Here is a 24,128-nt window from a genome sequence, read left to right on the forward strand (position 1 = left end):
ACGTTCAGGCGCCCCTTACGCGTGATCTCTTTCAGCTTCTTTGGCGTGAAGGGGATTGTAATGCCTGTAGGCTTTATAACCTGCCCAAGCGCTTCCTGCTCCTATGACGATAAAGATACCGCCGATTACTAATGTTAATACTGAATGGAATAATATCATTTGGTTGAGCCCGTAGAACAGGACCAGTGACCCTAAGGCCATGCTTGATTTTGCCGAACAGATTTCTTTTTCCAAAGCTTGCTTTGTCCGTACGCCTTTTACTTTATAGTACACATAAAAGCAGGCTGAAAGCCCAATCAAAAAAACAAGAACCAGCATAAATGAAATCCTCCATCGTAAAAGTTTACAAACCCATTCTATACAAAAACGGGCTTGGTTTTGACGTTATTTTTCTTTTCCGTCGGCAGAGAATGTGATTTAATGAATAAAAACAATAAAGGAGTATCAAATGAAAACAGAATTAATCAGAACCATATCATTATATGACACGATTATCTTACATAGACATGTGCGCCCTGATCCGGATGCTTATGGATCTCAGTGCGGGCTTACGGAAATCCTGCGTGAAACGTATCCAGAAAAAAATATTTTTGCGGTCGGCACGCCTGAACCGTCCCTCTCTTTCCTATATTCCCTTGATGAGGTGGACAATGAAACATATGAAGGCGCACTGGTCATTGTCTGCGATACGGCAAATCAGGAAAGAGTCGACGATCAGCGTTATCCTTCAGGCGCCAAACTGATGAAAATCGACCATCATCCGAACGAAGATCCATACGGTGACCTTCTCTGGGTCGATACAAGCGCCAGCTCAGTAAGTGAAATGATTTACGAGCTGTATTTAGAAGGAAAAGAGCACGGCTGGAAGCTGAATACGAAAGCGGCAGAGCTGATCTATGCCGGCATTGTCGGAGATACCGGACGCTTCTTATTTCCGAATACAACGGAAAAAACATTAAAATATGCAGGCGAGCTCATTCAGTATCCATTCTCTTCCTCAGAGTTGTTTAATCAATTGTATGAAACAAAACTGAATGTGGTGAAGCTTAACGGCTTTATCTTTCAAAATGTGTCATTGTCCGAAAACGGCGCCGCTTCTGTTTTCATCAAAAAGGATACGCTTGAAAAGTTCGGCACCACGGCTTCTGAAGCGTCACAGCTTGTCGGGACGCTCGGCAATATCTCAGGTATTCGCGCTTGGGTGTTTTTCGTAGAAGAAGATGATCAAATCAGAGTCAGATTCCGTTCGAAGGGTCCTGTCATTAACGGACTTGCCCGGAAATATAACGGCGGAGGCCATCCGCTTGCTTCAGGCGCCTCTATTTACAGCTGGGATGAAGCTGATCGGATTTTAGCTGATCTGGAAACACTATGTAAAGAACACAAGTAGAGGGGAGACCCTCTCTCTTAGTGTTCATCTGTGACGGGGATGAACCAGCAGCCGAAATCAGTAAGGTCCTCGTAGACTTGGAGATTGTGAAATTGAAGTTCTTTTTTTATGAGGGAAGCGAGTGAGTTTGTTTCGGCATATGCAGAAAAACCTTGTCTGAGCCGGGCTGCTTGATCTTTTGCTAACTGACGGTCACTGTAAACCTCCATTTCCCTTCCTCCTTCCTTTTGCCATTAAGCCTCTCACATATAGTTTATAAAAAAGAATGGGAAAAAGCGACAGAAGTTTAGAGAATTTAAAAAAAATCCATAATTACGCCGCAAATGATATTTCAAGTTCTACTGTCAGTCTCGTATAAATAATTAATTCTTTGACGGTTGCCTCGTATTTTTTTTCATTGATCATATAGACTTTATTTTCGATTGTCCGTTTTAAAAGATCCTTTGTTTGATAGACGCTCTCTATGTCTTTTGTAATCACCTCTGAAATATTATCCTTTACATGCTCCTCGAATTTCGTTTTATCCGGCTGTGATATTTTATATTTATCCCCATTCTGTAATTTAACGCTGACGCTTTGGATCAGCAGTTTTCTTTTATTATCTTCGTTCAGTTTATGGAGGTCTTCCTGATAGATCGAAATTTGATTGTTTAAGTCTTTGACATGCTCTTTTTGTTTTTCAATGAGGCTGACCTGCTCCTCTTGGAATGTACCGTAAGTAAACAGGAAAAAGAACCAACTGATCACGGCTCCGCACATCATTCCCGCAAAAAAACGCTGCCACCCCGGTTTTTTGTAATGCTGTGGCACCCTCATGAAGAAATATGCTCCTGGGTCAGCCATGAAATAATAAGCCAGCCGCTTTGCGCCCCGCCCATGGCCGAGATAATGAGAAGAATCTGCTTGAATAAATCTCTCGTATTGCCTTCAAGAATGCCTCGTTCAAAGCTGTATACCGCATCGAATGTACCGCCGATAGCGGCGACCAGCGCCCATATTTTTAATCTGTTGGCAAGCTTTGTAATGACCGTAAGCGGGGCTTCGCCTGCCAAATATGCTCCGAGGCCTCCGATGAGTGCGCCTCCGATCAGCACCCCTAATGCGATAAAATAACTGTTGATGAAATTTACCATAAAACCAGCTTCCTGATCCATCTTGATCACCTCACCTTTTATATCATATTGAGCTTTCAGGACAAGTATGATGCCGACTCGAAAAAGAACATTTGTTTCTTTTGAAAACCCGACTTATAATGAAGAAAGAAACGGATCGTAATGGAGAAAGAGGTGATAGCATGTCTTTTGTTCACCTGCAAGTGCATAGCGGGTACAGCCTGCTAAACAGCGCCGCGGCTGTGGAAGAGCTCGTCAAGGAAGCTGACAGGCTCGGATATGCGTCTTTGGCGCTGACAGATGATCATGTCATGTACGGAGCTATTCAATTTTATAAAGCATGCAAGGCGAAAGGGATCAACCCGATAATCGGTTTGACGGCTTCTGTTTTTACAGATGATAACGAGCTTGAAGCCTACCCGCTTGTCCTGCTGGCCAAATCAAATACAGGCTATCAAAACCTGCTGAAAATCAGCAGCGTCCTGCAATCGAAATCAAAAGGCGGGCTAAAGCCCAAATGGCTTCACAGTTATCGGGAAGGCATTATCGCGATAACGCCCGGCGACAAAGGATATATTGAAACGCTGCTTGAAGGAGGGCTGTTTGAACAGGCCGCTCAAGCAGCACTTGAATTTCAGTCTATATTCGGAGAGGGGGCCTTTTATTTTTCCTATCAGCCTTTTAAAGAGAATCAAGTCTTATCTGAACAGATTCTGCTGCTGTCTGAAGAAACAGGTATCCCTGTTACGGCAACAGGTGATGTGCATTACATAAGGAAAGAAGATAAGGCTGCCTACCGTTGTCTGAAAGCGATTAAAGCAGGTGAAAAACTGACGGATGCCCCCGCCGAAAATCTGCCTGATCTCGATTTGAAACCCATCGAAGAAATGCAAAACATTTATCAAGAGCATCCCGAAGCACTGCAAGCATCTGTTGAGATCGCGGAACAATGCCGGGTTGACGTCAGCCTCGGGCAGACCCGTCTCCCGTCCTTCCCAACTCCAGACGGAACGTCCGCTGACGATTATTTAACGGACATCTGTATGGCAGGTCTTCGCAGCCGCTTTGGCACGCCTGATGAACGATACCTCCGCCGTCTTCAATATGAGCTTGATGTCATCAAACGGATGAAGTTCAGCGATTACTTTCTGATCGTATGGGATTTTATGAAGCACGCTCATGAAAAAGGGATCGTTACAGGACCGGGAAGAGGTTCTGCGGCAGGATCTCTTGTGGCTTATGTCCTGTATATCACAGATGTTGACCCGATTAAACATCACCTGCTGTTTGAACGCTTTTTAAACCCAGAACGTATCAGTATGCCGGATATTGATATTGACTTTCCGGATACAAGAAGGGATGAAGTTATTCAATACGTTCAGCAGAAATACGGTGCGATGCACGTCGCGCAGATCATCACCTTTGGAACACTTGCGGCAAAAGCGGCGCTTCGGGATGTCGGCAGAGTATTCGGTGTCAGCCCGAAGGAAGCAGATCAGGTTGCAAAACTCATTCCTTCAAGGCCGGGCTTGACGCTGGATGAAGCGAGACAGCAATCGCCGGAGCTGAATAAGCGGCTTCGGGAGTCAAGTCTGCTTCAGCAAGTCTTTACAATTGCCCGAAAAATAGAAGGGCTGCCAAGGCATACCTCGACCCATGCAGCCGGCGTTGTCCTGAGTGAAGAATCGTTAACAGATATTGTTCCGCTTCAGGAAGGGCATGAAGGGATATATTTGACGCAATACGCGATGGATCATCTTGAAGACTTGGGTCTTTTAAAAATGGATTTCTTAGGCTTACGCAACCTGACGCTCATTGAGTCCATCACTTCAATGATCGAAAAAGAAGAAAACATCAAAATAGATCTTTCGAATATTTCCTACAGGGATGACAAAACGTTCTCCTTGCTGTCGAAAGGGGATACGACAGGGATTTTTCAGCTTGAATCTACAGGGATGAGAAGCGTCCTGAAGCGGCTTAAGCCTTCAGGCATGGAGGATATTGTGGCGGTCAATGCGCTGTACCGGCCTGGTCCGATGGAAAATATTCCGTTATTTATCGACCGTAAACACGGCCAGGCGCCTGTTCACTATCCCCATGAAGATTTAAGGAGCATCTTGGAAGATACATATGGCGTCATTGTGTATCAGGAACAAATTATGATGATAGCTTCCCGTATGGCAGGGTTTTCTTTAGGAGAAGCGGACCTGCTGAGACGGGCGGTCAGCAAAAAGAAAAAAGAAATCCTGGATAGAGAGCGAAGCCATTTTGTTGAAGGGTGCTTAAAAAAGGAGTATTCTGTAGACACTGCAACTGAAGTCTACGATTTAATCGTCAAATTCGCAAACTATGGCTTTAACCGAAGCCACGCGGTGGCATACAGCATGATCGGCTGCCAGCTTGCTTATTTGAAAGCTCATTATCCGTTATATTTTATGTGCGGATTACTGACAAGCGTCATTGGCAATGAGGACAAAATAGCTCAATATCTTTACGAAGCAAAGGGGAGCGGGATTCGTATCCTTCCTCCGTCAGTGAACAAAAGCAGTTTTCCGTTTAGAGTTGAAGACGGATCTGTCAGATACAGCCTCCGCGCGATAAAAAGTGTAGGCGTCTCAGCAGTCAAAGATATATATAAAGCGAGAAAAGAGAAACCATTTGAAGATCTTTTCGATTTCTGTTTTCGTGTGCCGTCAAAAAACGTAAATCGCAAAATGCTTGAAGCACTTATTTTTTCTGGTGCGATGGACGAATTCGGCCAAAACCGGGCGACGTTGCTCGCATCCATTGACGTTGCTTTGGAACATGCAGAGCTATTCGCCGCGGACGATGACCAAATGGGATTGTTTTTAGATGAATCATTCTCGATTAAGCCGAAGTATGTGGAGACAGAGGAGCTTCCGCTTGTGGATTTACTTGCGTTTGAAAAAGAAACGCTCGGCATTTATTTTTCAAATCATCCGCTCTCTGCCTTCCGAAAACAGCTGGCTGTACACGGAGCAGCGACCATTCTGCAGGCCCAGCAGACGGTCAAAAGGCAGCTTTCTCTCGGGGTCCTGCTGTCGAAGATCAAAACGATTCGGACGAAAACAGGTCAAAACATGGCGTTTTTAACGCTCAGTGATGAAACCGGTGAAATAGAAGCCGTTGTTTTCCCTGAACAATTCAGACAGCTTTCTCCTGTTTTAAGAGAAGGCGCTCTTTTATTCACAGCAGGCAAATGTGAAGTAAGGCAGGATAAGGTCCAGTTCATCATGTCCCGGGCAGAATTATTAGAAAATATGGATGCGGAAAATGCGCCATCGGTGTATATAAAAATAGAAAGCAGTCAGCACAGCCAGGAGATCCTGGCAAAAATTAAGCGCATTTTGCTGGAGCATAAAGGGGAAATAGGTGTTTATCTTTATTATGAAAAGCAAAAACAGACGATTAAGCTTCCTGAGTCGTTTCATATCAATGCGGATTACCAGGTGTTATATCGCTTAAAAGAGCTGTTGGGTCAAAAAAACGTCGTTTTAAAACAGTGGTAACGATGCATTTTTTGTTATACAATTGGAGCAATTATGTCATCCTGTTTAAATATTTAGATAGATTAACTCCGCAGAATGCAGCAATCAACGCACCAGTATACGAATCAAAAATATCCATAAGGAGTGTTTAGGAGAATGTCATTAAGAGAAGAAGCATTACACCTGCATAAAGTCAATCAGGGGAAACTGGAGTCTAAATCGAAAGTAGAAGTCAGAAACGCGAAAGATTTAAGCCTTGCGTATTCTCCGGGTGTTGCAGAACCGTGTAAGGATATTCATGAAGACATTAACAAAGTATATGATTATACAATGAAGGGGAACATGGTAGCAGTTGTGACTGACGGTACAGCTGTTCTTGGCCTTGGAAATATCGGCCCTGAAGCCGCGCTTCCTGTTATGGAAGGGAAAGCTGTTCTATTCAAAAGCTTTGCAGGCGTAGACGCGTTCCCGATTGCTTTAAACACAAACGATGTTGATAAGATCGTCGAAACAGTTAAATTGCTTGAACCGACATTTGGCGGTGTCAACCTTGAAGATATCGCAGCGCCAAACTGCTTTATCATTGAAGAGCGCCTTAAAAAGGAAACAAACATCCCGGTTTTCCATGATGATCAGCACGGTACTGCCATTGTAACGGTAGCAGGTCTTGTAAACGCGCTGAAACTGTCTGGAAAATCAATGTCATCCATTAAAGTTGTCGCAAATGGCGCCGGTGCGGCTGGTATTGCGATTATCAAGCTCCTTCACCATTACGGCGTACGTGACATCGTGATGTGCGATTCAAAAGGAGCGATTTATGAAGGGCGTCCGGAAGGCATGAACGATGTCAAAAACGAAGTGGCGAAATTCACAAACCAAGACCGCAAAGACGGTTCTCTGAAAGATGTCATCGCTGATGCTGACGTATTTATCGGTGTATCTGTAGCAGGAGCGTTAACAAAAGAAATGGTGCAAAGCATGGCAAAAGATCCGATTATCTTTGCGATGGCAAATCCCAATCCGGAAATTATGCCGGAAGATGCGCGTGAAGCTGGCGCAAGCGTTATTGGAACGGGCCGTTCTGACTTCCCGAACCAAGTAAACAATGTTCTTGCATTCCCTGGTATTTTCCGCGGAGCGCTTGACGTTCGCGCCACTCACATTAACGAACAAATGAAAATCGCAGCTGTTGAAGCTATTGCTTCATTGGTTTCAGAAGATGAGCTTAGCGCAGACTACGTTATCCCTGCCCCGTTTGATAAACGTGTTGCACCTGCTGTTGCGAAGGCTGTCGCTAAAGCGGCGATGGAAACAGGTGTCGCAAGAATCACTGTTGACCCTGAGGAAGTTGCTGAAAAAACGAGAAAACTTACGATTATTGGTTAATCATTTTAATTCATTCCAAAAATGGCAGCGCGTTGGACGAGACCGGCGCGCTGTTCTCAAGTTAAACTGGCGGCTGAAATTTTTTTAGGGGTTGGACTTAAAAAAATTTCATCTGGGTTTAACATTATTTTTGAATGCGTTACCAACCTTGTCAGTTCAACGTCTTATCTGATCTCATACGAGTCGTCCCGACTGCGTCATTGAATAAAAAGTTGTCGAATTGAGGATGACAGCGTTTGACAAAAAAAGTACAATAGTTTCGGTAAAGTTATTAGCAAGTCTATCTGTTTGATGACATGCGGTGAAGAGAACCCTTCACAAAAGGGAGGTAATCATGTGTTAAAGGATATATTCACGAAAAAGAAAAAGTATGCTTCCGTACCGTCTGAGCAAGCGAAGCACGACGTTCCGGAAGGCATTATGACAAAATGTCCTAAGTGTAAAAAAATCATGCTCACTAAAGAGTTGGATAAAAATATGCGGGTATGCATGAACTGCGATTATCATTTCCCGATGAACGCAAAACAGCGTGTCGAAAGCTTGATGGATGAACAATCCTTTGAGGAATTTAACCAGGGAATGTTATCAGAAAACCCGCTAGGTTTCCCGGGATATCTGGAAAAGCTTGAAAAAGACCGCGAGAAAACATCCTTAAACGAGGCTGTTGTGACGGGCAAGGGCGCCATTGGCGGATACCCGGCTGTTGTCGCCGTCATGGATTCTTCATTCAGAATGGGCAGCATGGGTTCAGTCGTCGGTGAAAAAATCACGCTTGCGATTGAAAAAGCAAAAGCTGATAAAGTTCCGTTTATTATTTTTACGGCTTCAGGCGGTGCGAGAATGCAGGAAGGCGTATTAAGTTTGATGCAAATGGCTAAGACAAGCTCTGCCTTAAAACTGTTCAGTGAAGAACAGGGCCTTATTATTTCAATTATGACCCATCCGACTACCGGAGGTGTATCGGCTAGCTTTGCTTCACTCGGCGATTATAATTTTGCTGAGCCTGGCGCGCTCATCGGTTTTGCAGGAAGACGGATTATTGAACAGACAATAGGTGAAAAATTGCCTGAGGACTTCCAAACGGCAGAGTTTTTATTAAAACATGGACAGCTTGATGCGGTTATTCACCGCCAGGACATGAAACAAACGTTAGAAAATCTGCTGGATATGCATCAAGTGGGAGGTGACTTTGAGTGGCTGTAAGATTAGAATTTGAAAAACCGGTGATTGAACTGCAAACGAAAATCGCTGAATTGAAAAAATTCACCCAGGATTCAGATATGGATCTGAGTGCGGAAATTGAACGGCTCGAAGACCGTCTCGCTAAGCTTCAGGATGAAATCCACAAAAATCTGAAGCCTTGGGACCGTGTTCAAATCGCGCGTCTGCCGGACCGTCCGACAACGCTTGATTATATTGAACACCTGTTTACCGACTTTTTTGAATGTCACGGAGATAGAGCTTACGGAGACGATGAAGCCATTGTCGGCGGCATCGCGAAGTTCCATGGCCTTCCTGTAACGGTAATCGGGCATCAGCGCGGTAAAGACACGAAGGAAAACCTTGTCCGCAATTTTGGGATGCCGCATCCTGAAGGCTACCGAAAAGCGCTTCGTCTCATGAAGCAGGCTGACAAATTCAACAGACCGATTATTTGTTTTATTGATACGAAGGGAGCATACCCGGGACGAGCAGCGGAGGAAAGAGGACAAAGCGAAGCCATTGCCAAAAATCTCTTTGAGATGGCCGGCCTTCGAGTGCCTGTTATCTGCATCGTCATCGGTGAAGGAGGAAGCGGCGGAGCCCTTGGTCTCGGTGTCGGCAACCACTTGCATATGCTGGAAAACTCTACTTATTCTGTTATTTCTCCGGAAGGTGCCGCGGCACTTTTATGGAAGGACTCCAGTCTTGCTAAAAAAGCAGCAGAAACAATGAAAATCACTGCGCCGGATTTAAAAGAATTAGGTATTATAGATCATATGATAAAAGAAGTAAAAGGCGGAGCGCACCACGATGTTAAGCTGCAGGCAAGCTATATGGACGAAACCCTTAAGCAATCGCTAAAAACGTTGCTGAAGCTGGATGAAGAAGAATTAGTTCAGCAACGCTATGAAAAATATAAAGCAATTGGCAAAGTCTCGAATGAAGACCAATATATCGGGGTAAACTAAATAAACGTGAAGCCTTTGGCTCACGTTTATTTTTTGTGACATTCTTTAAATTTTATTTAAAAACAATTTATTTAATTGTATAATAGGTAAGGTTTCATAGGGAGGATGGAGATCCCTTTTCATTGTTTTTAGGGCAATGATCATGTTATGTTTAATCATATATGTTGCTGAGGTGAATGGAGAATGAAACGTATAGGGGTATTAACGAGCGGCGGGGATTCCCCGGGAATGAACGCAGCAGTTCGCGCAGTAGTCAGAAAAGCGATTTATCATGACGTTGAAGTTTACGGCATTTACAACGGATACTCAGGATTGATCGGCGGAAAGATTGAAAAGCTTGAACTCGGATCTGTAGGCGATATTATACATCGCGGAGGAACAAAGCTTTATACGGCAAGATGTCCTGAATTCAAAACGGTTGAAGGCCGTGAAAAAGGGATAGAGAACTTGAAGAAGCTTGGTATTGAAGGTCTTGTTGTCATCGGCGGAGACGGTTCCTATATGGGTGCGAAAAAATTAACGGAACATGGGTTTCCGTGTGTAGGTGTACCGGGTACAATTGATAATGACATTCCGGGCACTGATTTTACAATCGGTTTCGATACAGCTTTAAATACAGTAATTGACGCAATTGATAAGATCCGCGATACAGCGACTTCTCATGAACGTACATATGTGATTGAAGTAATGGGCCGCCATGCCGGTGATATCGCATTGTGGGCCGGCCTTGCAGGGGGTGCGGAATCAATCCTAATCCCTGAGGCAGACTACGACATGCACGAAATCATTGGCCGCTTAAAACGCGGCCACGAACGCGGCAAGAAGCACAGTATTATTATTGTTGCCGAAGGTGTAGGCAGCGGTGTTGAATTCGGAAAACGCATTGAAGAAGAAACAAATCTTGAAACTAGGGTATCTGTATTGGGCCATATTCAGCGCGGAGGTTCTCCGAGCGCTGCTGACCGCGTGCTGGCAAGCCGTCTTGGCGCATATGCAGTTGAACTGCTGCTTGAAGGAAAAGGCGGACGCTGTGTGGGTATACAAAACAATAAGCTTGTAGACCATGATATTATAGAAATACTGAATACAAAACACACAGTAGAGCAAAACATGTATCAGCTTTCAAAAGAACTGTCTATTTAATGTGCAGCTGAAGGCTGAAGATTTCAGAAGGAAGTGAACCAAATGAGAAAAACTAAAATTGTTTGTACCATCGGTCCGGCAAGTGAAAGTATTGAAATGCTTACGAAATTAATGGAGTCAGGAATGAACGTGGCTCGTTTGAACTTTTCTCACGGAGATTTTGAGGAGCACGGCGCAAGAATTAAAAATATCCGTGAAGCAAGCAAAAAACTTGGCAAAAACGTTGGTATCCTGCTTGATACAAAAGGTCCGGAAATCCGCACACATACGATGGAAAACGGCGGCATTGAGCTTGAAACAGGCAAAGAGCTTATCGTTTCAATGGACGAGGTTGTAGGGACAACAGACAAAATTTCAGTGTCATATGAAGGTTTAGTCGATGACGTTGGACAAGGTTCAACGATTCTGTTAGATGACGGGCTTATCGGCCTTGAAGTACTTGATGTTGATGCCGCTAAACGCGAAATCAAAACAAAAGTATTAAACAACGGAACACTCAAAAATAAAAAAGGTGTTAACGTACCGGGCGTAAGTGTCAACCTTCCTGGTATCACTGAAAAAGATGCACGAGACATCGTTTTCGGTATTGAGCAAGGAGTAGACTTTATCGCAGCGTCTTTCGTACGCCGTTCTACTGACGTGCTTGAAATCCGTGAGCTTCTAGAAGAGCACAATGCTCAGGATATTCAAATCATCCCTAAAATCGAAAACCAAGAGGGCGTTGACAACATTGATTCTATTCTTGAAGTGTCTGACGGCTTAATGGTTGCACGCGGAGACTTAGGTGTGGAAATCCCAGCTGAAGAAGTGCCGCTTGTGCAAAAAGACCTGATTAAAAAGTGCAACGCGCTTGGAAAGCCTGTTATTACAGCGACACAAATGCTTGACAGCATGCAGCGCAACCCGCGTCCGACCCGTGCGGAAGCAAGTGACGTTGCAAACGCGATCTTCGACGGCTCAGATGCGATCATGCTTTCTGGTGAAACAGCTGCCGGAAGCTATCCGGTTGAGGCGGTTCAAACCATGCACAACATCGCGTCCCGTTCTGAAGAAGCTTTAAATTATAAAGAAATTCTTTCAAAACGCAGAGACCAAGTAGGCATGACGATAACAGACGCAATTGGACAATCTGTCGCGCACACGGCGATCAATCTGGAGGCAGCTGCGATTGTCACGCCGACTGAAAGCGGCCATACTGCGCGCATGATCGCGAAATACCGTCCGCAGGCGCCGGTTATTGCGGTTACTGTAAATGATTCTGTTTCCAGAAAACTTGCGCTCGTATCTGGCGTATTCGCGGAAAGCGGCCAAAATGCGAACTCAACAGATGAGATGCTTGAGGATGCTGTCCAAAAATCATTGAACAGCGGACTTGTAAAAAATGGCGATCTGATCGTCATTACAGCAGGCACTGTTGGTGAGTCTGGCACGACGAACTTAATGAAAGTTTACACTGTCGGTGACATCATTGCTAAAGGCCAAGGCATCGGACGCAAATCAGCTTTCGGTCCGGTTGTCATTGCACAAAATGCAAAAGAAGCTGAGCAAAAAATGACTGACGGTGCGGTACTTGTTACAAAAAGCACTGACCGTGATATGATTGCATCTCTTGAAAAAGCGTCTGCTCTTATTACAGAAGAAGGCGGCTTGACAAGCCATGCTGCGGTAGTCGGATTAAGCCTCGGCATTCCGGTTATCGTTGGGCTGGAAAATGCGACATCTACTTTAACAGACGGCCAGGATATTACAGTTGACGCATCCAGAGGCGCAGTCTACCAAGGCCGTGCGAGCGTTCTTTAGTCACAGGTGAAAACGGAAGGGGAATCCCTTCCTTTTCTCTTTATCTTGCCTTATGTTGAACAGAGGTGTGTTACACGTGTGGGGGCCCGGATATGAGATTTTTATTTTTGCTTTTTATTGTGTTTCCGGCATTAGAAATCGGGATATTCCTATTTTCAGGCAAGCTGATCGGCATTTTGCCGACGGTCTTTTTAATGATTCTGACGGGCATTATCGGCGCAGCAGCTGCAAAAAAACAAGGAACCGAAGTGTATTACAAGGTTCAGCGTGATCTTCAATATGGCCAGATGCCGGGGGAAGCGATTGCTGACGGCCTGTGCATTTTCATTGGCGGTCTTTTGCTGATGCTTCCGGGCTTTTTATCAGATTTGGCCGGCGCCTGTTTGCTTATCCCGCTTACCCGCAGCTGGTGTAAGCCGATTCTGTTCAAGTGGCTGAAAGGAATGTCGAAGAACAAACGGATCATCATCAAATAAAAAACGGCAGCCATAAATATGGGCTGCTGTTTTATTTTTGCTGAACGGTGATATAGGACCATATTTCCTTTAATGTGCCTGTTGTGATGAAAGCCTGGATCATGACGAGAAGAGCCGGCCCGGCAATGAGTCCTAAAAACCCGAATAATTTAAAACCGGCAAACAGGGCGATGAGCGTTGCCAGCGGATCGATCCCGATTGATTTACTAAGTATTTTAGGTTCTGTCAGCTGCCGCTGAATAAGAACAACAAGGTACAGTATGCCGATTCCGATTGCCTGAGGCAGCTGGCCTGTAATCGATAAATACAAAATCCACGGCACAAATACGGAGCCCGCCCCCAAATAAGGGAGAAGATCAACAAGTCCTATTAAAAAAGCAATTGTTGCGGCATGTTCAACTTTTAAGAGAGCAAGGCCGATAAATACAATGATCATCGTAATGAAAACGAGAACGGCCTGCGCTTTGATAAAACCGGTCATTGCTTTTTTTAATTCATTGCTGATCGCTCTGCTGTTGGCTGTAACCCGATCCGGCAGAATCGAAACGAACATGGTTTTCAGCTTGTGCCAATCCTTTGTCATAAAAAAAGTTGCCAAAAGAGAAAAAACGAGAACAGCCGCTGTATTTGGAAGAAGTCCGAAAAATCTCGGAATCATTTCTAATATGTGGGACAGCAGCAGTCCGGCATTTTTAGCCGCGGAATCACCGAGTGTCTGAATATGAGTGACGATGGAAGCCTGCTGATTGGTCTCCAATTCTTGAAACAAAAGGGTCAGTTCGTTATAGAGCGGCTGGATATGAGTCGTAAACAATTTTTCGCAATATGAGATAAACGTGCTGATATGCGGAGGCAGCGTTTTTGCAAGATAGGCTGTTCCCGTGACGATTTCGGCTACCAGAATGGTGAGTACACCAAAGGCTGCGAGCAGAAAAAAAGCAAGCACGCCCAGAACATTTATCGTTCGCGGGAATCCTGTCACTTTGTCCAAATAATCGACAACAGGATGAATCGCTGATGAAAGAATAAGGGCGATCAGGAACGGATAAGTTAACGGAAACGAATAATATGCCGCAGCTATCGATCCTGCGGTAATTGATATGACAAAGAGGGTTCTGAAGAAAATAGTGATATAAGATTGGTTCACGAAAACGGTCCTCCTCCCGTCAGCATGTCCTATTTATATATATATTCACGCTCCGGCTGAATATGAATACATACATCTTAAAGGAGGGATGGCATGTGTTTACACAAGCGAATTTATTTTTAATTTTACTCTTGGCTATCGCACTTATCGCAAAAAATCAATCATTGCTTTTTGCTGTATCCGTCCTTTTGATTATCAAAATCGTTGGACTTGATCAGAAATTATTACCAACCATCCAGTCAAAAGGCATTAACTGGGGTGTGACCGTTATTACCATCGCCGTTCTTGTTCCGATTGCGACGGGAGAAATCGGGTTCAAGCAGCTTGGAGAAGCAATGCGGTCTTCATATGCATGGATCGCCTTGGGAGCGGGAATCGCAGTGGCGCTGATTGCCAAAAACGGTCTGACTCTGCTGGAAAATGACCCGCATATTACAACTGCTCTCGTGATCGGGACCATTCTCGCAGTCGCGCTTTTTGGCGGTGTGGCGGTGGGACCGCTGATCGGAGCGGGGATTGCTTATATTGCCATGCAGATTGTAAAACTGTTCTCTTCATGAAAAAAGCGGCCCGAAAGCCGCTTTTTTTTTATATGCAAAAACCCGCAAATAAAGGCGTTTTTTCGGGGAAATCACAGAATGAAAAAAAAATTATAGGTAAACATTTAACAAATGTCTGATTATTGTTTATAATGAGAATAGGCATAAACTTAAATAAGCTTATAAGAATTTGTTATGGTCTTTCATAAGCAAGCGGTTTCAGTACCAGCAGGCATTAAAATGTAAGCATTTACTTTTTTGGGGGGAGAAATACTTACACCATGCTTTTTAAGTTAGCCTCATGTTTTTACAACACTCTTAAAGGGGAAATTTATTGAAAAGGGGATGTTATATATGACAGCGACACGCGGTCTTGAAGGGGTTGTAGCAACAACATCATCTGTGAGTTCTATTATTGATGATACCCTTACATATGTGGGGTATGATATCGATGATTTGACAGAGAATGCAAGCTTTGAAGAAATCATTTACTTACTTTGGCACTTAAGGCTGCCAAACAAAAAAGAGCTTGATGAGTTAAAACAGCAGTTAGCAAAAGAAGCTGCCGTTCCGCAAGAAATTATTGAGCACTTCAAATCTTATTCCCTCGAAAATGTTCATCCCATGGCTGCTCTTCGGACAGCGATTTCTTTACTAGGCCTGTTTGACAGCGAGGCTGATACCATGAACCCGGAAGCCAACTACAGAAAGGCGATCCGCCTTCAGGCAAAGGTGCCTGGTTTGGTCGCAGCGTTTTCCAGAATCCGCAAGGGTCTTGAACCCGTTGAGCCAAGAGAAGACTACGGCATTGCCGAGAATTTTCTCTACACATTAAATGGGGAAGAGCCTTCGCCGATTGAGATCGAAGCCTTCAACAAAGCACTGATTTTACATGCCGATCACGAGCTGAACGCGTCAACGTTTACAGCGAGGGTCTGCGTTGCAACACTTTCGGATATCTATTCAGGAATTACTGCAGCGATCGGCGCACTTAAGGGGCCGCTTCATGGCGGTGCAAACGAAGCTGTCATGAAAATGCTGACAGAGATCGGCGAAGTGGAGAATGCAGAACCTTACGTTCGCACCAAGATGGAAAAGAAAGAAAAAATAATGGGGTTCGGCCATCGCGTTTATAAGCATGGCGATCCGCGCGCCAAACATTTAAAAGAAATGAGCAAGCGACTGACCAACCTGACAGGCGAAAGCAAATGGTATGAGATGTCGATTCGTATAGAAGAGATCGTCACATCAGAGAAAAAGCTGCCGCCTAACGTTGATTTCTATTCGGCTTCTGTTTACCACAGCCTCGGCATTGACCATGATTTGTTTACACCCATTTTTGCTGTAAGCAGAATGTCCGGCTGGATCGCTCATATTCTTGAGCAGTATGACAACAACCGTCTGATCCGCCCGCGCGCAGATTACACAGGCCCTGACAAACAAACTTTCGTTCCGGTTGAAGAAAGAGCCTAAAGAACCATTGGAGGCTGGCTTGCGTTAATGAAGTTAGCCTCTTGTTCAGAACAGCAAAAGTGGTTTACAATTTAAATTGAATATTGGGAAAAATCATTTTGTTTTTTATAGAAGAAAAATAAAATGTTTTCTAAATATGAATTACATACTGGGAGGTTTTTATTGTGGCACAAGGTGAAAAAATTACAGTCTCTAACGGAGTATTAAACGTACCAAACAATCCGATTATCCCGTTTATCGAAGGAGACGGAATCGGTCCTGATATTTGGAACGCTGCTTCAAAGGTTTTGGAAGCAGCAGTTGAAAAAGCATACAAAGGCGAAAAGAAAATCACGTGGAAAGAAGTTTATGCCGGAGAAAAGGCTTATAATAAAACAGGTGAGTGGCTGCCAGCTGAAACATTAGATGTTATCCGTGAATATTTCATCGCGATTAAAGGGCCGTTAACGACACCTGTCGGCGGCGGTATCCGCTCATTGAACGTAGCGCTCAGACAAGAGCTTGACCTATTCGTCTGCTTAAGACCTGTAAGATACTTTAACGGGGTGCCGTCACCGGTAAAACGCCCTGAAGATACTGATATGGTCATCTTCCGTGAAAATACAGAAGATATTTACGCAGGCATCGAGTACGCAAAAGGTTCTGAAGAAGTGCAAAAGCTCATCAGCTTCTTGCAAAATGAGTTAAACGTCAACAAAATCCGTTTCCCTGAGACATCAGGTATCGGCATTAAGCCTGTTTCTGAAGAAGGAACAAGCCGGTTGGTCAGAGCAGCAATTGATTATGCGATCGAGCGCGGCCGCAAGTCTGTAACGCTTGTTCACAAAGGAAACATCATGAAGTTCACAGAAGGCGCCTTCAAAAACTGGGGCTATGAACTTGCAGAGAGAGAGTATGGCGATAAAGTCTTCACATGGGCTGAATATGACCGCATTGCTGAAAAAGACGGAAAAGATGCCGCTAATAAAGCGCAAAGCGAAGCAGAAGCAGCAGGCAAAATCATTATCAAAGACAGCATCGCTGATATTTTCCTTCAGCAGATCCTAACACGTCCAAGCGAATTTGATGTTGTTGCGACAATGAACCTTAACGGAGACTATATTTCTGACGCTCTTGCTGCACAAGTCGGCGGAATCGGTATTGCACCTGGAGCAAACATTAACTATGAAACAGGACATGCGATTTTTGAGGCGACGCACGGAACGGCTCCTAAATATGCGGGCCTTGATAAAGTAAACCCATCTTCAGTTATTCTTTCAGGCGTTCTGCTTCTTGAGCATTTAGGATGGAATGAAGCGGCTGATTTGGTTATCAAATCTATGGAAAACACAATCGCTTCTAAAGTCGTAACTTACGATTTTGCCAGATTAATGGACGGCGCGACTGAAGTGAAATGTTCAGAGTTCGGTGAAGAACTGATTAAAAACATGGACTAAGCAAGGAAACAGCCTAAAATTAGCCATAAAGGAGAAGAGAGACATGGGAAATACTCGTAAAAAAGTTTCTGTTATCGGAGCAGGTTTTACCGGAGCGACAACCGCATTTTTAATCGCTCAAAAAGAATTGGCAGACGTTGTGCTTGTTGATATTCCGCAATTGGAGAACCCGACAAAGGGAAAAGCGCTTGATATGCTTGAAGCAAGCCCTGTTCAAGGCTTTGACGCGAAAGTTACTGGAACATCCAATTATGAGGATACAGCGGGTTCTGACATTGTTGTCATTACAGCAGGTATCGCTAGAAAACCTGGTATGAGCAGAGATGATCTAGTCTCTACAAACGAAAAAATTATGAGAAGCGTTACACGAGAAATCGTGAAATATTCTCCTGAGTCTATCATTGTGGTGCTGACAAATCCTGTTGATGCAATGACATACGCGGTGTACAAAGAATCAGGTTTCCCTAAAGAGCGCGTCATCGGCCAGTCCGGTGTGCTTGATACGGCAAGATTCAGAACATTTGTGGCAGAAGAATTAAACCTATCAGTCAAAGACGTGACAGGTTTCGTTCTTGGCGGACACGGTGACGATATGGTGCCGCTTGTGCGTTATTCTTATGCCGGCGGTATCCCGCTTGAAACTCTTATCCCGAAAGAACGGATTGACGCCATTGTGGAGCGCACAAGAAAAGGCGGAGGCGAAATCGTGAATCTTCTTGGAAACGGAAGCGCGTACTATGCGCCTGCGGCTTCTCTGGCAGAAATGGTCGAAGCGATCTTGAAAGATCAGCGCCGCGTCCTTCCTACAATTGCTTATCTTGAGGGAGAATACGGCTATGAAGGCATCTACCTTGGTGTTCCTACAATTGTAGGCGGCAACGGTCTTGAGCAAATCATTGAACTTGAACTGACAGACTATGAAAGAGCACAGCTGAATCAATCAGTTGAATCTGTCAAAAATGTCATGAAAGTATTATCTTAGTAAAAGAGAGAAAGGCTTGCTTGATAGAGCCTTTCTCTTTTTGTTATAAATGTAAGCGTTATCAAACAATTCTTTATTTCGTTTAAAAATGATATAAAAGGCGAATTGCCGGAATATCTTGCTTTCGCTAAAATAAAATCATGAAACATGTTAAGATGACATAAAATAGAGAAATAGGATGTCGGGGAATTTAATACTGGAGGCACAGCATGAACAAGAAAATTTTAGTTGTGGATGATGAAGAATCTATTGTTACTCTTTTGCAGTACAATTTGGAACGGTCAGGCTATGATGTCATTACCGCCTCGGACGGGGAAGAAGCACTCAAAAAAGCGGAAACAGAGAAGCCTGATTTGATTGTGCTGGATGTGATGCTTCCAAAACTGGACGGAATCGAAGTGTGCAAGCAGCTGAGACAGCAAAAACTGATGTTTCCGATTCTAATGCTGACAGCGAAGGATGAGGAATTCGACAAAGTATTAGGACTCGAGCTCGGTGCTGATGATTATATGACCAAGCCGTTCAGTCCAAGGGAAGTGAATGCAAGAGTCAAAGCGATTTTAAGGCGTTCCGAAATGGCTGCGCCCTCTAGTGAAATGAAGAATGATGAAATGGAAGGCCAGATCGTCATTGGCGAACTGAAAATTCTGCCTGATCATTATGAAGCGTACTTTAAAGACAATCAGCTTGAGCTGACACCGAAAGAGTTCGAACTGCTGCTGTATTTGGGCAGACATAAAGGCAGAGTGCTGACGAGAGATTTGCTGCTGAGCGCTGTCTGGAATTATGATTTTGCCGGAGATACGAGAATTGTTGATGTGCATATCAGCCATCTCCGCGACAAAATTGAAAGCAATACAAAAAAACCGATCTATATCAAAACGATTAGGGGATTGGGCTATAAACTGGAGGAGCCAAAAATGAATGAATAAATACCGTGTGCGCCTTTTTTCTGTACTTGTAGTCTGTATGATTCTGGTGTTTAGTGTCCTCGGACTGTTTTTGCAGCAGCTCTTTGAAACAACTGGTCAAAGGAAAGCAGAGGAACACATTGAAAAAGAAGCCAAATACATGGCTTCGCTTCTTGATGCCGGCAATCTGAATGATCAAGAAAATAAGAAAATCATTAAAGATGCAGGCGGCGCGCTCGATGTGAGCGCATCCGTTATCGATACAGACGGCAAGGTGCTGTACGGGTCAAACGGGGTAGCGGCAGATTCTCAAAAGGTGCAGGCGCTTGTTTCTGGCCATGAGGGTGTTCTTTCAAAAGCAAATAACAAGCTTTATTACGGACTTTCGCTTAGAAGTGAAGGTGAAAAAACAGGATATGTGCTGCTTTCTGCCTCTGAAAAAAGCTACGGCTTGAAAGGCGAAATGTGGGGGATGCTGACGGCCAGTCTTTGTACCGCATTTATCGTCATTATTTATTTTTATTCCAGCATGACCTCACGTTACAAAAGATCAATTGAAGCAGCGACAAATGTAGCAACAGAACTGTCCAAGGGAAACTACGATGCCAGAACGTACGGCGGCTATATCAGGCGCTCTGATAAGCTCGGCCGTGCGATGAACAGCCTTGCCGTTGATCTGATGGAAATGACGAGAACGCAAGAAATGCAGCGAGACCGGCTGTTAACAGTCATTGAAAATATCGGCTCCGGGCTGATTATGATTGATGGAAGAGGTTTTATTAATCTCGTGAACAGGTCTTACGCCAAGCAGTTCCATATCAATCCGAATCAGATGCTGCGCCGTCTTTATCATGATGCATTTGAACATGAAGAAGTGATCCAGCTTGTCGAAGACATTTTTATGACGGAGACAAAGAAATGCAAGCTGTTAAGGCTTACGATCAAGATTGAACGGCGTTATTTTGAGGTTGACGGCGTTCCGATTATGGGACCGGACGATGAATGGAAAGGAATTGTGCTCGTTTTCCATGACATGACGGAGACCAAGAAATTAGAGCAGATGAGAAAGGATTTTGTGGCCAATGTATCTCATGAGCTGAAAACGCCGATTACGTCTATTAAAGGGTTTACAGAGACGTTATTGGACGGGGCGATGGAGGACAAAGAGGCGCTTTCTGAGTTTCTCTCTATTATTCTAAAGGAAAGCGAAAGGCTTCAGTCTTTGGTTCAGGATCTGCTCGATCTCTCAAAAATAGAGCAGCAAAATTTCACACTCAGCATCGAAAAATTTGAGTCGACCAAAATGCTTAGTGAAATTGAAACGCTTCTAAAGCATAAGGCCGATGAGAAAGGCATCTCCTTACAACTGAATGTCCCGAAAGATCCGCTCTATGTATCGGGTGACCCGCACAGGCTGAAACAGGTATTTCTTAATCTCGTAAACAATGCGTTAACCTACACGCCTGAGGGGGGCTCTGTAGCTATCAATGTAAAGCCCGGAGAAAAAGACATTCAAATTCAAGTTGCCGATTCTGGAATCGGAATTCAGAAAGAAGAAATTCCGCGTATCTTTGAACGTTTTTACCGTGTAGATAAAGACAGAAGCAGGAATTCTGGCGGAACAGGCTTAGGCCTTGCGATCGTCAAGCATTTAATAGAGGCTCATGAAGGGAAAATCGATGTCACAAGCGAGCCTGGACGGGGAACCGTCTTTACCGTGACGCTGAAACGTGCTGCTGAAAAATCCGCCTAATGTTTACAAAGGTTTAACAATATCTTCATGCACTGTTAAACCTATGCTGGTAGGATGTAGTAGAACCCCTTCATCCAAGGAGCCAATTTTGACGGCGGGAACCTTTTTGTGTTCCCGTCCTTTTTTGTGTTTTCTCCTTTAGTTCACGTCATTTTCCTTTCAAATTGAACTTTGTTAAAATAAGAGGAGCGAATGACTATGTAAGAGATGAACGGAAGCCTGAGGCTTCTTAGGAGGATATTGAATGACGGAACGAAAAAAATTAGTGCTTGTAGACGGAAACAGTTTGGCTTACCGAGCGTTTTTTGCCTTGCCGCTGTTAAGCAATGATAAAGGTGTTCATACGAATGCCGTCTACGGCTTTGCGATGATTTTGATGAAGATGCTTGAGGATGAAAAACCGACGCACATGCTGGTTGCATTTGATGCCGGGAAAACAACATTTCGTCACGGCACATTTAAAGAATATAAAGGCGGCAGACAGAAAACCCCGCCTGAGCTTTCCGAACAAATGCCGTTTATCCGTGAGCTGCTGGATGCGTATCAGATCAGCCGCTACGAACTGGAACAATACGAAGCCGATGATATTATCGGCACATTGGCCAAATCGGCTGAAAAAGACGGATTTGAAGTAAAGGTTTTCTCAGGAGATAAGGATTTAACTCAGCTGGCAACAGACAAAACGACAGTTGCCATTACGAGAAAGGGAATTACCGATGTTGAATTTTACACACCGGAGCACGTCAAAGAGAAATACGGGCTTACGCCTGAACAAATCATTGACATGAAGGGTCTGATGGGCGATTCCTCAGATAATATTCCGGGTGTGCCCGGCGTAGGGGAAAAGACAGCGATTAAGCTATTAAAACAGTTCGTCTCCGTTGAAAAGCTGCTGGAGTCCATTGACGAGGTGAGCGGAAAGAAATTGAAGGAAAAGCTTGAGGAATTTAAGGATCAGGCATTGATGAGCAAGGAGCTTGCGACGATCATGACGGATGCGCCGATTGAGGTATCCGTTTCCGGCCTGGAATATCAAGGCTTTAATCGTGAACAGGTCATTTCCATCTTTAAAGATCTTGGATTCAGCACGCTTCTTGAACGTCTTGGGGAAGACAGTGAAGAAGCGGAGCAGGATCAGGCGTTAGAAGAAATTAATGTCGAAACCGTCACAGACGTAACAAGCGGTATATTGGTTTCTCCATCCGCATTTGTCGTTGAACAGATTGGCGACAATTATCACGAAGAGCCAATTCTCGGATTTTCGATCGCAAATGAAACGGGATCTTATTTTATTCCGAAAGACATTGCCGTGGAGTCTGAGGTGTTTAAAGAATGGGTGGAAAATGACGAGCAGAAGAAATGGGTTTTCGACAGTAAGCGGGCTGTTGTCGCTTTGCGCTGGCAGGGCATTGAACTGAAAGGGGCGGAGTTTGATACGCTTCTTGCGGCTTATATCATCAACCCCGGCAATTCATATGACGATGTCGCAAGCGTGGCTAAGGATTACGGCTTGCATATCGTTCAAAGCGATGAATCAGTTTACGGCAAAGGAGCAAAACGGGCAGTGCCGTCAGAAAACGAACTGTCTGAGCATCTTGTCAGAAAAGCGTTAGCCATTCAAAGCCTTCGGGAGAAACTCGTTCAGGGGCTGGAGAACAACGATCAGCTTGAACTGTTTGAAGAGCTTGAAATGCCGCTTGCGCTTATTCTGGGCGTAATGGAATCAACTGGCGTCAAGGTTGATGTTGACCGTTTAAAACGGATGGGTGATGAACTGGGCGCGAAGCTGAAAGAATATGAAGAAAAAATCCATGAGATTGCGGGAGAACCGTTTAATATCAATTCTCCTAAACAGCTTGGTGTCATCTTGTTTGAAAAGATCGGCCTGCCTGTCGTGAAAAAAACGAAAACAGGCTATTCAACGTCTGCCGACGTGCTTGAAAAGCTGGCTGACAAGCATGATATTGTCGACTACATTTTGCAGTACAGACAAATTGGCAAGCTTCAATCGACATATATTGAAGGGCTTCTAAAGGTGACAAGACCGGATTCACACAAGGTGCACACACGGTTTAACCAGGCTTTAACGCAAACAGGCCGCCTCAGCTCTACTGATCCGAATCTGCAAAACATTCCGATCAGACTTGAAGAAGGGCGCAAAATCCGCCAAGCTATTGTTCCGTCTGAAAAAGACTGGCTCATTTTTGCAGCTGATTATTCTCAAATCGAGCTGCGGGTGCTAGCCCATATCTCAAAGGATGAAAATCTTATCGAAGCTTTCACAAATGATATGGATATTCATACAAAAACGGCAATGGATGTGTTTCATGTCGCGAAGGATGAAGTGACATCCGCGATGAGACGCCAGGCGAAAGCGGTCAACTTTGGCATCGTATACGGCATCAGCGATTACGGGCTGTCACAGAACCTTGGCATTACCCGAAAGGAAGCCGGAGCATTCATCGACCGTTATTTGGAAAGCTTCCAAGGCGTAAAGGCGTACATGGAGGACTCGGTTCAGGACGCTAAGCAAAAAGGCTACGTGACAACGCTTATGCATCGACGCCGTTACATTCCTGAGCTGACGAGCCGAAACTTTAATATCCGCAGTTTTGCGGAGCGGACGGCAATGAATACGCCGATTCAAGGTAGCGCCGCTGATATAATCAAAAAAGCCATGATTGATATGGCTGCCAAGCTGAAAGAAAAACAGCTGAAAACAAGACTGCTGCTTCAAGTGCACGATGAATTGATTTTTGAAGCGCCGCAGGAAGAAATTGAAATCCTTGAAAAGCTTGTTCCTGAAGTGATGGAGCATGCGCTTGCATTAGATGTCCCGTTAAAGGTGGACTTTTCATCAGGACCATCTTGGTATGATGCGAAATAAACAGAGATAGGAA

At 44.4% G+C, this 24,128-nt stretch carries 20 protein-coding genes; 15 read left to right on the top strand and 5 right to left on the bottom strand.

Going from position 1 to position 24,128, the window contains the following annotated elements; all coding sequences use genetic code 11:
- Positions 1–15: 15 nt before the first annotated feature.
- Positions 16–318: a YtpI family protein gene (locus ACMX2I_RS06770; protein ID WP_087992433.1), complete on the bottom strand. Its 303-nt coding sequence runs from the start codon at positions 316–318 to the stop codon at positions 16–18.
- A 130-nt stretch (positions 319–448) separates the two neighbouring features.
- Here ACMX2I_RS06770 and nrnA point away from each other — a divergent pair, with 130 nt between their 5' ends.
- The gene (gene nrnA / locus ACMX2I_RS06775) at positions 449–1,390 is read left to right on the top strand and encodes a bifunctional oligoribonuclease/PAP phosphatase NrnA (protein ID WP_087992432.1); all 942 of its coding nucleotides are present in this window, start codon (positions 449–451) and stop codon (positions 1,388–1,390) included.
- A 17-nt stretch (positions 1,391–1,407) separates the two neighbouring features.
- Here the strand turns inward: nrnA and ACMX2I_RS06780 are convergent, their stop codons facing one another.
- The 3 genes from ACMX2I_RS06780 to ytrH form a co-directional block, all read right to left on the bottom strand.
- Positions 1,408–1,599 (bottom strand): hypothetical protein, encoded by a 192-nt coding sequence (locus ACMX2I_RS06780; protein ID WP_087992431.1) that lies wholly within the window; start codon positions 1,597–1,599, stop codon positions 1,408–1,410.
- A gap of 103 nt (positions 1,600–1,702) precedes the next feature.
- Positions 1,703–2,206, bottom strand: coding sequence for a sporulation membrane protein YtrI (ytrI, locus tag ACMX2I_RS06785; protein ID WP_141113413.1), 504 nt, complete (start codon positions 2,204–2,206; stop codon positions 1,703–1,705).
- Positions 2,203–2,544 (bottom strand): sporulation membrane protein YtrH, encoded by a 342-nt coding sequence (ytrH, locus tag ACMX2I_RS06790; protein ID WP_024122464.1) that lies wholly within the window; start codon positions 2,542–2,544, stop codon positions 2,203–2,205. Before ytrH ends, ytrI begins: the two co-directional genes overlap by 4 nt.
- Positions 2,545–2,684: 140 nt before the next feature.
- Between ytrH and dnaE the strand changes: the two genes are divergently transcribed.
- The 7 genes from dnaE to ACMX2I_RS06825 all read left to right on the top strand — a co-directional run bounded on the left by dnaE (position 2,685) and on the right by ACMX2I_RS06825 (position 12,987).
- Positions 2,685–6,032, top strand: a complete 3,348-nt coding sequence (gene dnaE / locus ACMX2I_RS06795) for a DNA polymerase III subunit alpha (RefSeq protein ID WP_414956532.1) — start codon at positions 2,685–2,687, stop codon at positions 6,030–6,032.
- 135 nt (positions 6,033–6,167) lie between these two features.
- Positions 6,168–7,397, top strand: coding sequence for an NADP-dependent malic enzyme (gene maeB / locus ACMX2I_RS06800; protein WP_289347864.1), 1,230 nt, complete (start codon positions 6,168–6,170; stop codon positions 7,395–7,397).
- 336 nt (positions 7,398–7,733) lie between these two features.
- Positions 7,734–8,600: an acetyl-CoA carboxylase, carboxyltransferase subunit beta gene (accD, locus tag ACMX2I_RS06805; RefSeq protein ID WP_414956533.1), complete on the top strand. Its 867-nt coding sequence runs from the start codon at positions 7,734–7,736 to the stop codon at positions 8,598–8,600.
- The gene (gene accA, locus ACMX2I_RS06810; protein ID WP_414956534.1) at positions 8,591–9,568 is read left to right on the top strand and encodes an acetyl-CoA carboxylase carboxyl transferase subunit alpha; all 978 of its coding nucleotides are present in this window, start codon (positions 8,591–8,593) and stop codon (positions 9,566–9,568) included. The genes accD and accA overlap by 10 nt, the downstream gene beginning before the upstream one ends.
- Positions 9,569–9,751: 183 nt before the next feature.
- Positions 9,752–10,711, top strand: coding sequence for a 6-phosphofructokinase (gene pfkA, locus ACMX2I_RS06815; protein ID WP_087992425.1), 960 nt, complete (start codon positions 9,752–9,754; stop codon positions 10,709–10,711).
- Between the two features lie 42 nt (positions 10,712–10,753).
- Positions 10,754–12,511 carry a pyruvate kinase gene (gene pyk, locus ACMX2I_RS06820; protein ID WP_202326936.1) on the top strand — a complete coding sequence of 586 codons (1,758 nt, stop codon included), beginning with the start codon at positions 10,754–10,756 and terminating at the stop codon, positions 12,509–12,511.
- A gap of 92 nt (positions 12,512–12,603) precedes the next feature.
- Positions 12,604–12,987: an FxsA family protein gene (locus ACMX2I_RS06825; RefSeq protein WP_394715743.1), complete on the top strand. Its 384-nt coding sequence runs from the start codon at positions 12,604–12,606 to the stop codon at positions 12,985–12,987.
- A 31-nt stretch (positions 12,988–13,018) separates the two neighbouring features.
- Here the strand turns inward: ACMX2I_RS06825 and ytvI are convergent, their stop codons facing one another.
- Entirely contained in the window at positions 13,019–14,134 is a 1,116-nt protein-coding gene (ytvI, locus tag ACMX2I_RS06830; protein WP_394715744.1) for a sporulation integral membrane protein YtvI, read from the bottom strand.
- A gap of 95 nt (positions 14,135–14,229) precedes the next feature.
- Here ytvI and ACMX2I_RS06835 point away from each other — a divergent pair, with 95 nt between their 5' ends.
- The 7 genes from ACMX2I_RS06835 (at position 14,230) to polA (ending at position 24,115) form a co-directional block, all read left to right on the top strand.
- Positions 14,230–14,694 carry a DUF441 domain-containing protein gene (locus ACMX2I_RS06835; protein ID WP_087992421.1) on the top strand — a complete coding sequence of 155 codons (465 nt, stop codon included), beginning with the start codon at positions 14,230–14,232 and terminating at the stop codon, positions 14,692–14,694.
- A gap of 333 nt (positions 14,695–15,027) precedes the next feature.
- On the top strand, positions 15,028–16,146 hold the full coding sequence (citZ, locus tag ACMX2I_RS06840) for a citrate synthase (RefSeq protein WP_087992420.1): 1,119 nt from the start codon (positions 15,028–15,030) through the stop codon (positions 16,144–16,146).
- Positions 16,147–16,310: 164 nt separating this feature from the next.
- Positions 16,311–17,582, top strand: a complete 1,272-nt coding sequence (gene icd / locus ACMX2I_RS06845; protein WP_087992419.1) for an NADP-dependent isocitrate dehydrogenase — start codon at positions 16,311–16,313, stop codon at positions 17,580–17,582.
- A 43-nt stretch (positions 17,583–17,625) separates the two neighbouring features.
- Positions 17,626–18,564 carry a malate dehydrogenase gene (mdh, locus tag ACMX2I_RS06850; RefSeq protein WP_087992418.1) on the top strand — a complete coding sequence of 313 codons (939 nt, stop codon included), beginning with the start codon at positions 17,626–17,628 and terminating at the stop codon, positions 18,562–18,564.
- A gap of 209 nt (positions 18,565–18,773) precedes the next feature.
- Complete coding sequence (gene phoP / locus ACMX2I_RS06855; RefSeq protein WP_087992417.1) at positions 18,774–19,496, top strand: two-component system response regulator PhoP; 723 nt, start codon at positions 18,774–18,776, stop codon at positions 19,494–19,496.
- Positions 19,489–21,228, top strand: a complete 1,740-nt coding sequence (phoR, locus tag ACMX2I_RS06860) for a sensory box histidine kinase PhoR (protein WP_414956535.1) — start codon at positions 19,489–19,491, stop codon at positions 21,226–21,228. The genes phoP and phoR overlap by 8 nt, the downstream gene beginning before the upstream one ends.
- A gap of 244 nt (positions 21,229–21,472) precedes the next feature.
- On the top strand, positions 21,473–24,115 hold the full coding sequence (polA, locus tag ACMX2I_RS06865) for a DNA polymerase I (protein ID WP_414956537.1): 2,643 nt from the start codon (positions 21,473–21,475) through the stop codon (positions 24,113–24,115).
- The last annotated feature ends 13 nt before the right edge of the window (positions 24,116–24,128 follow it).

It is taken from the genome of Bacillus sp. SW14, from assembly GCF_047608225.1.
Taxonomy (GTDB): domain Bacteria; phylum Bacillota; class Bacilli; order Bacillales; family Bacillaceae; genus Bacillus; species Bacillus subtilis_G.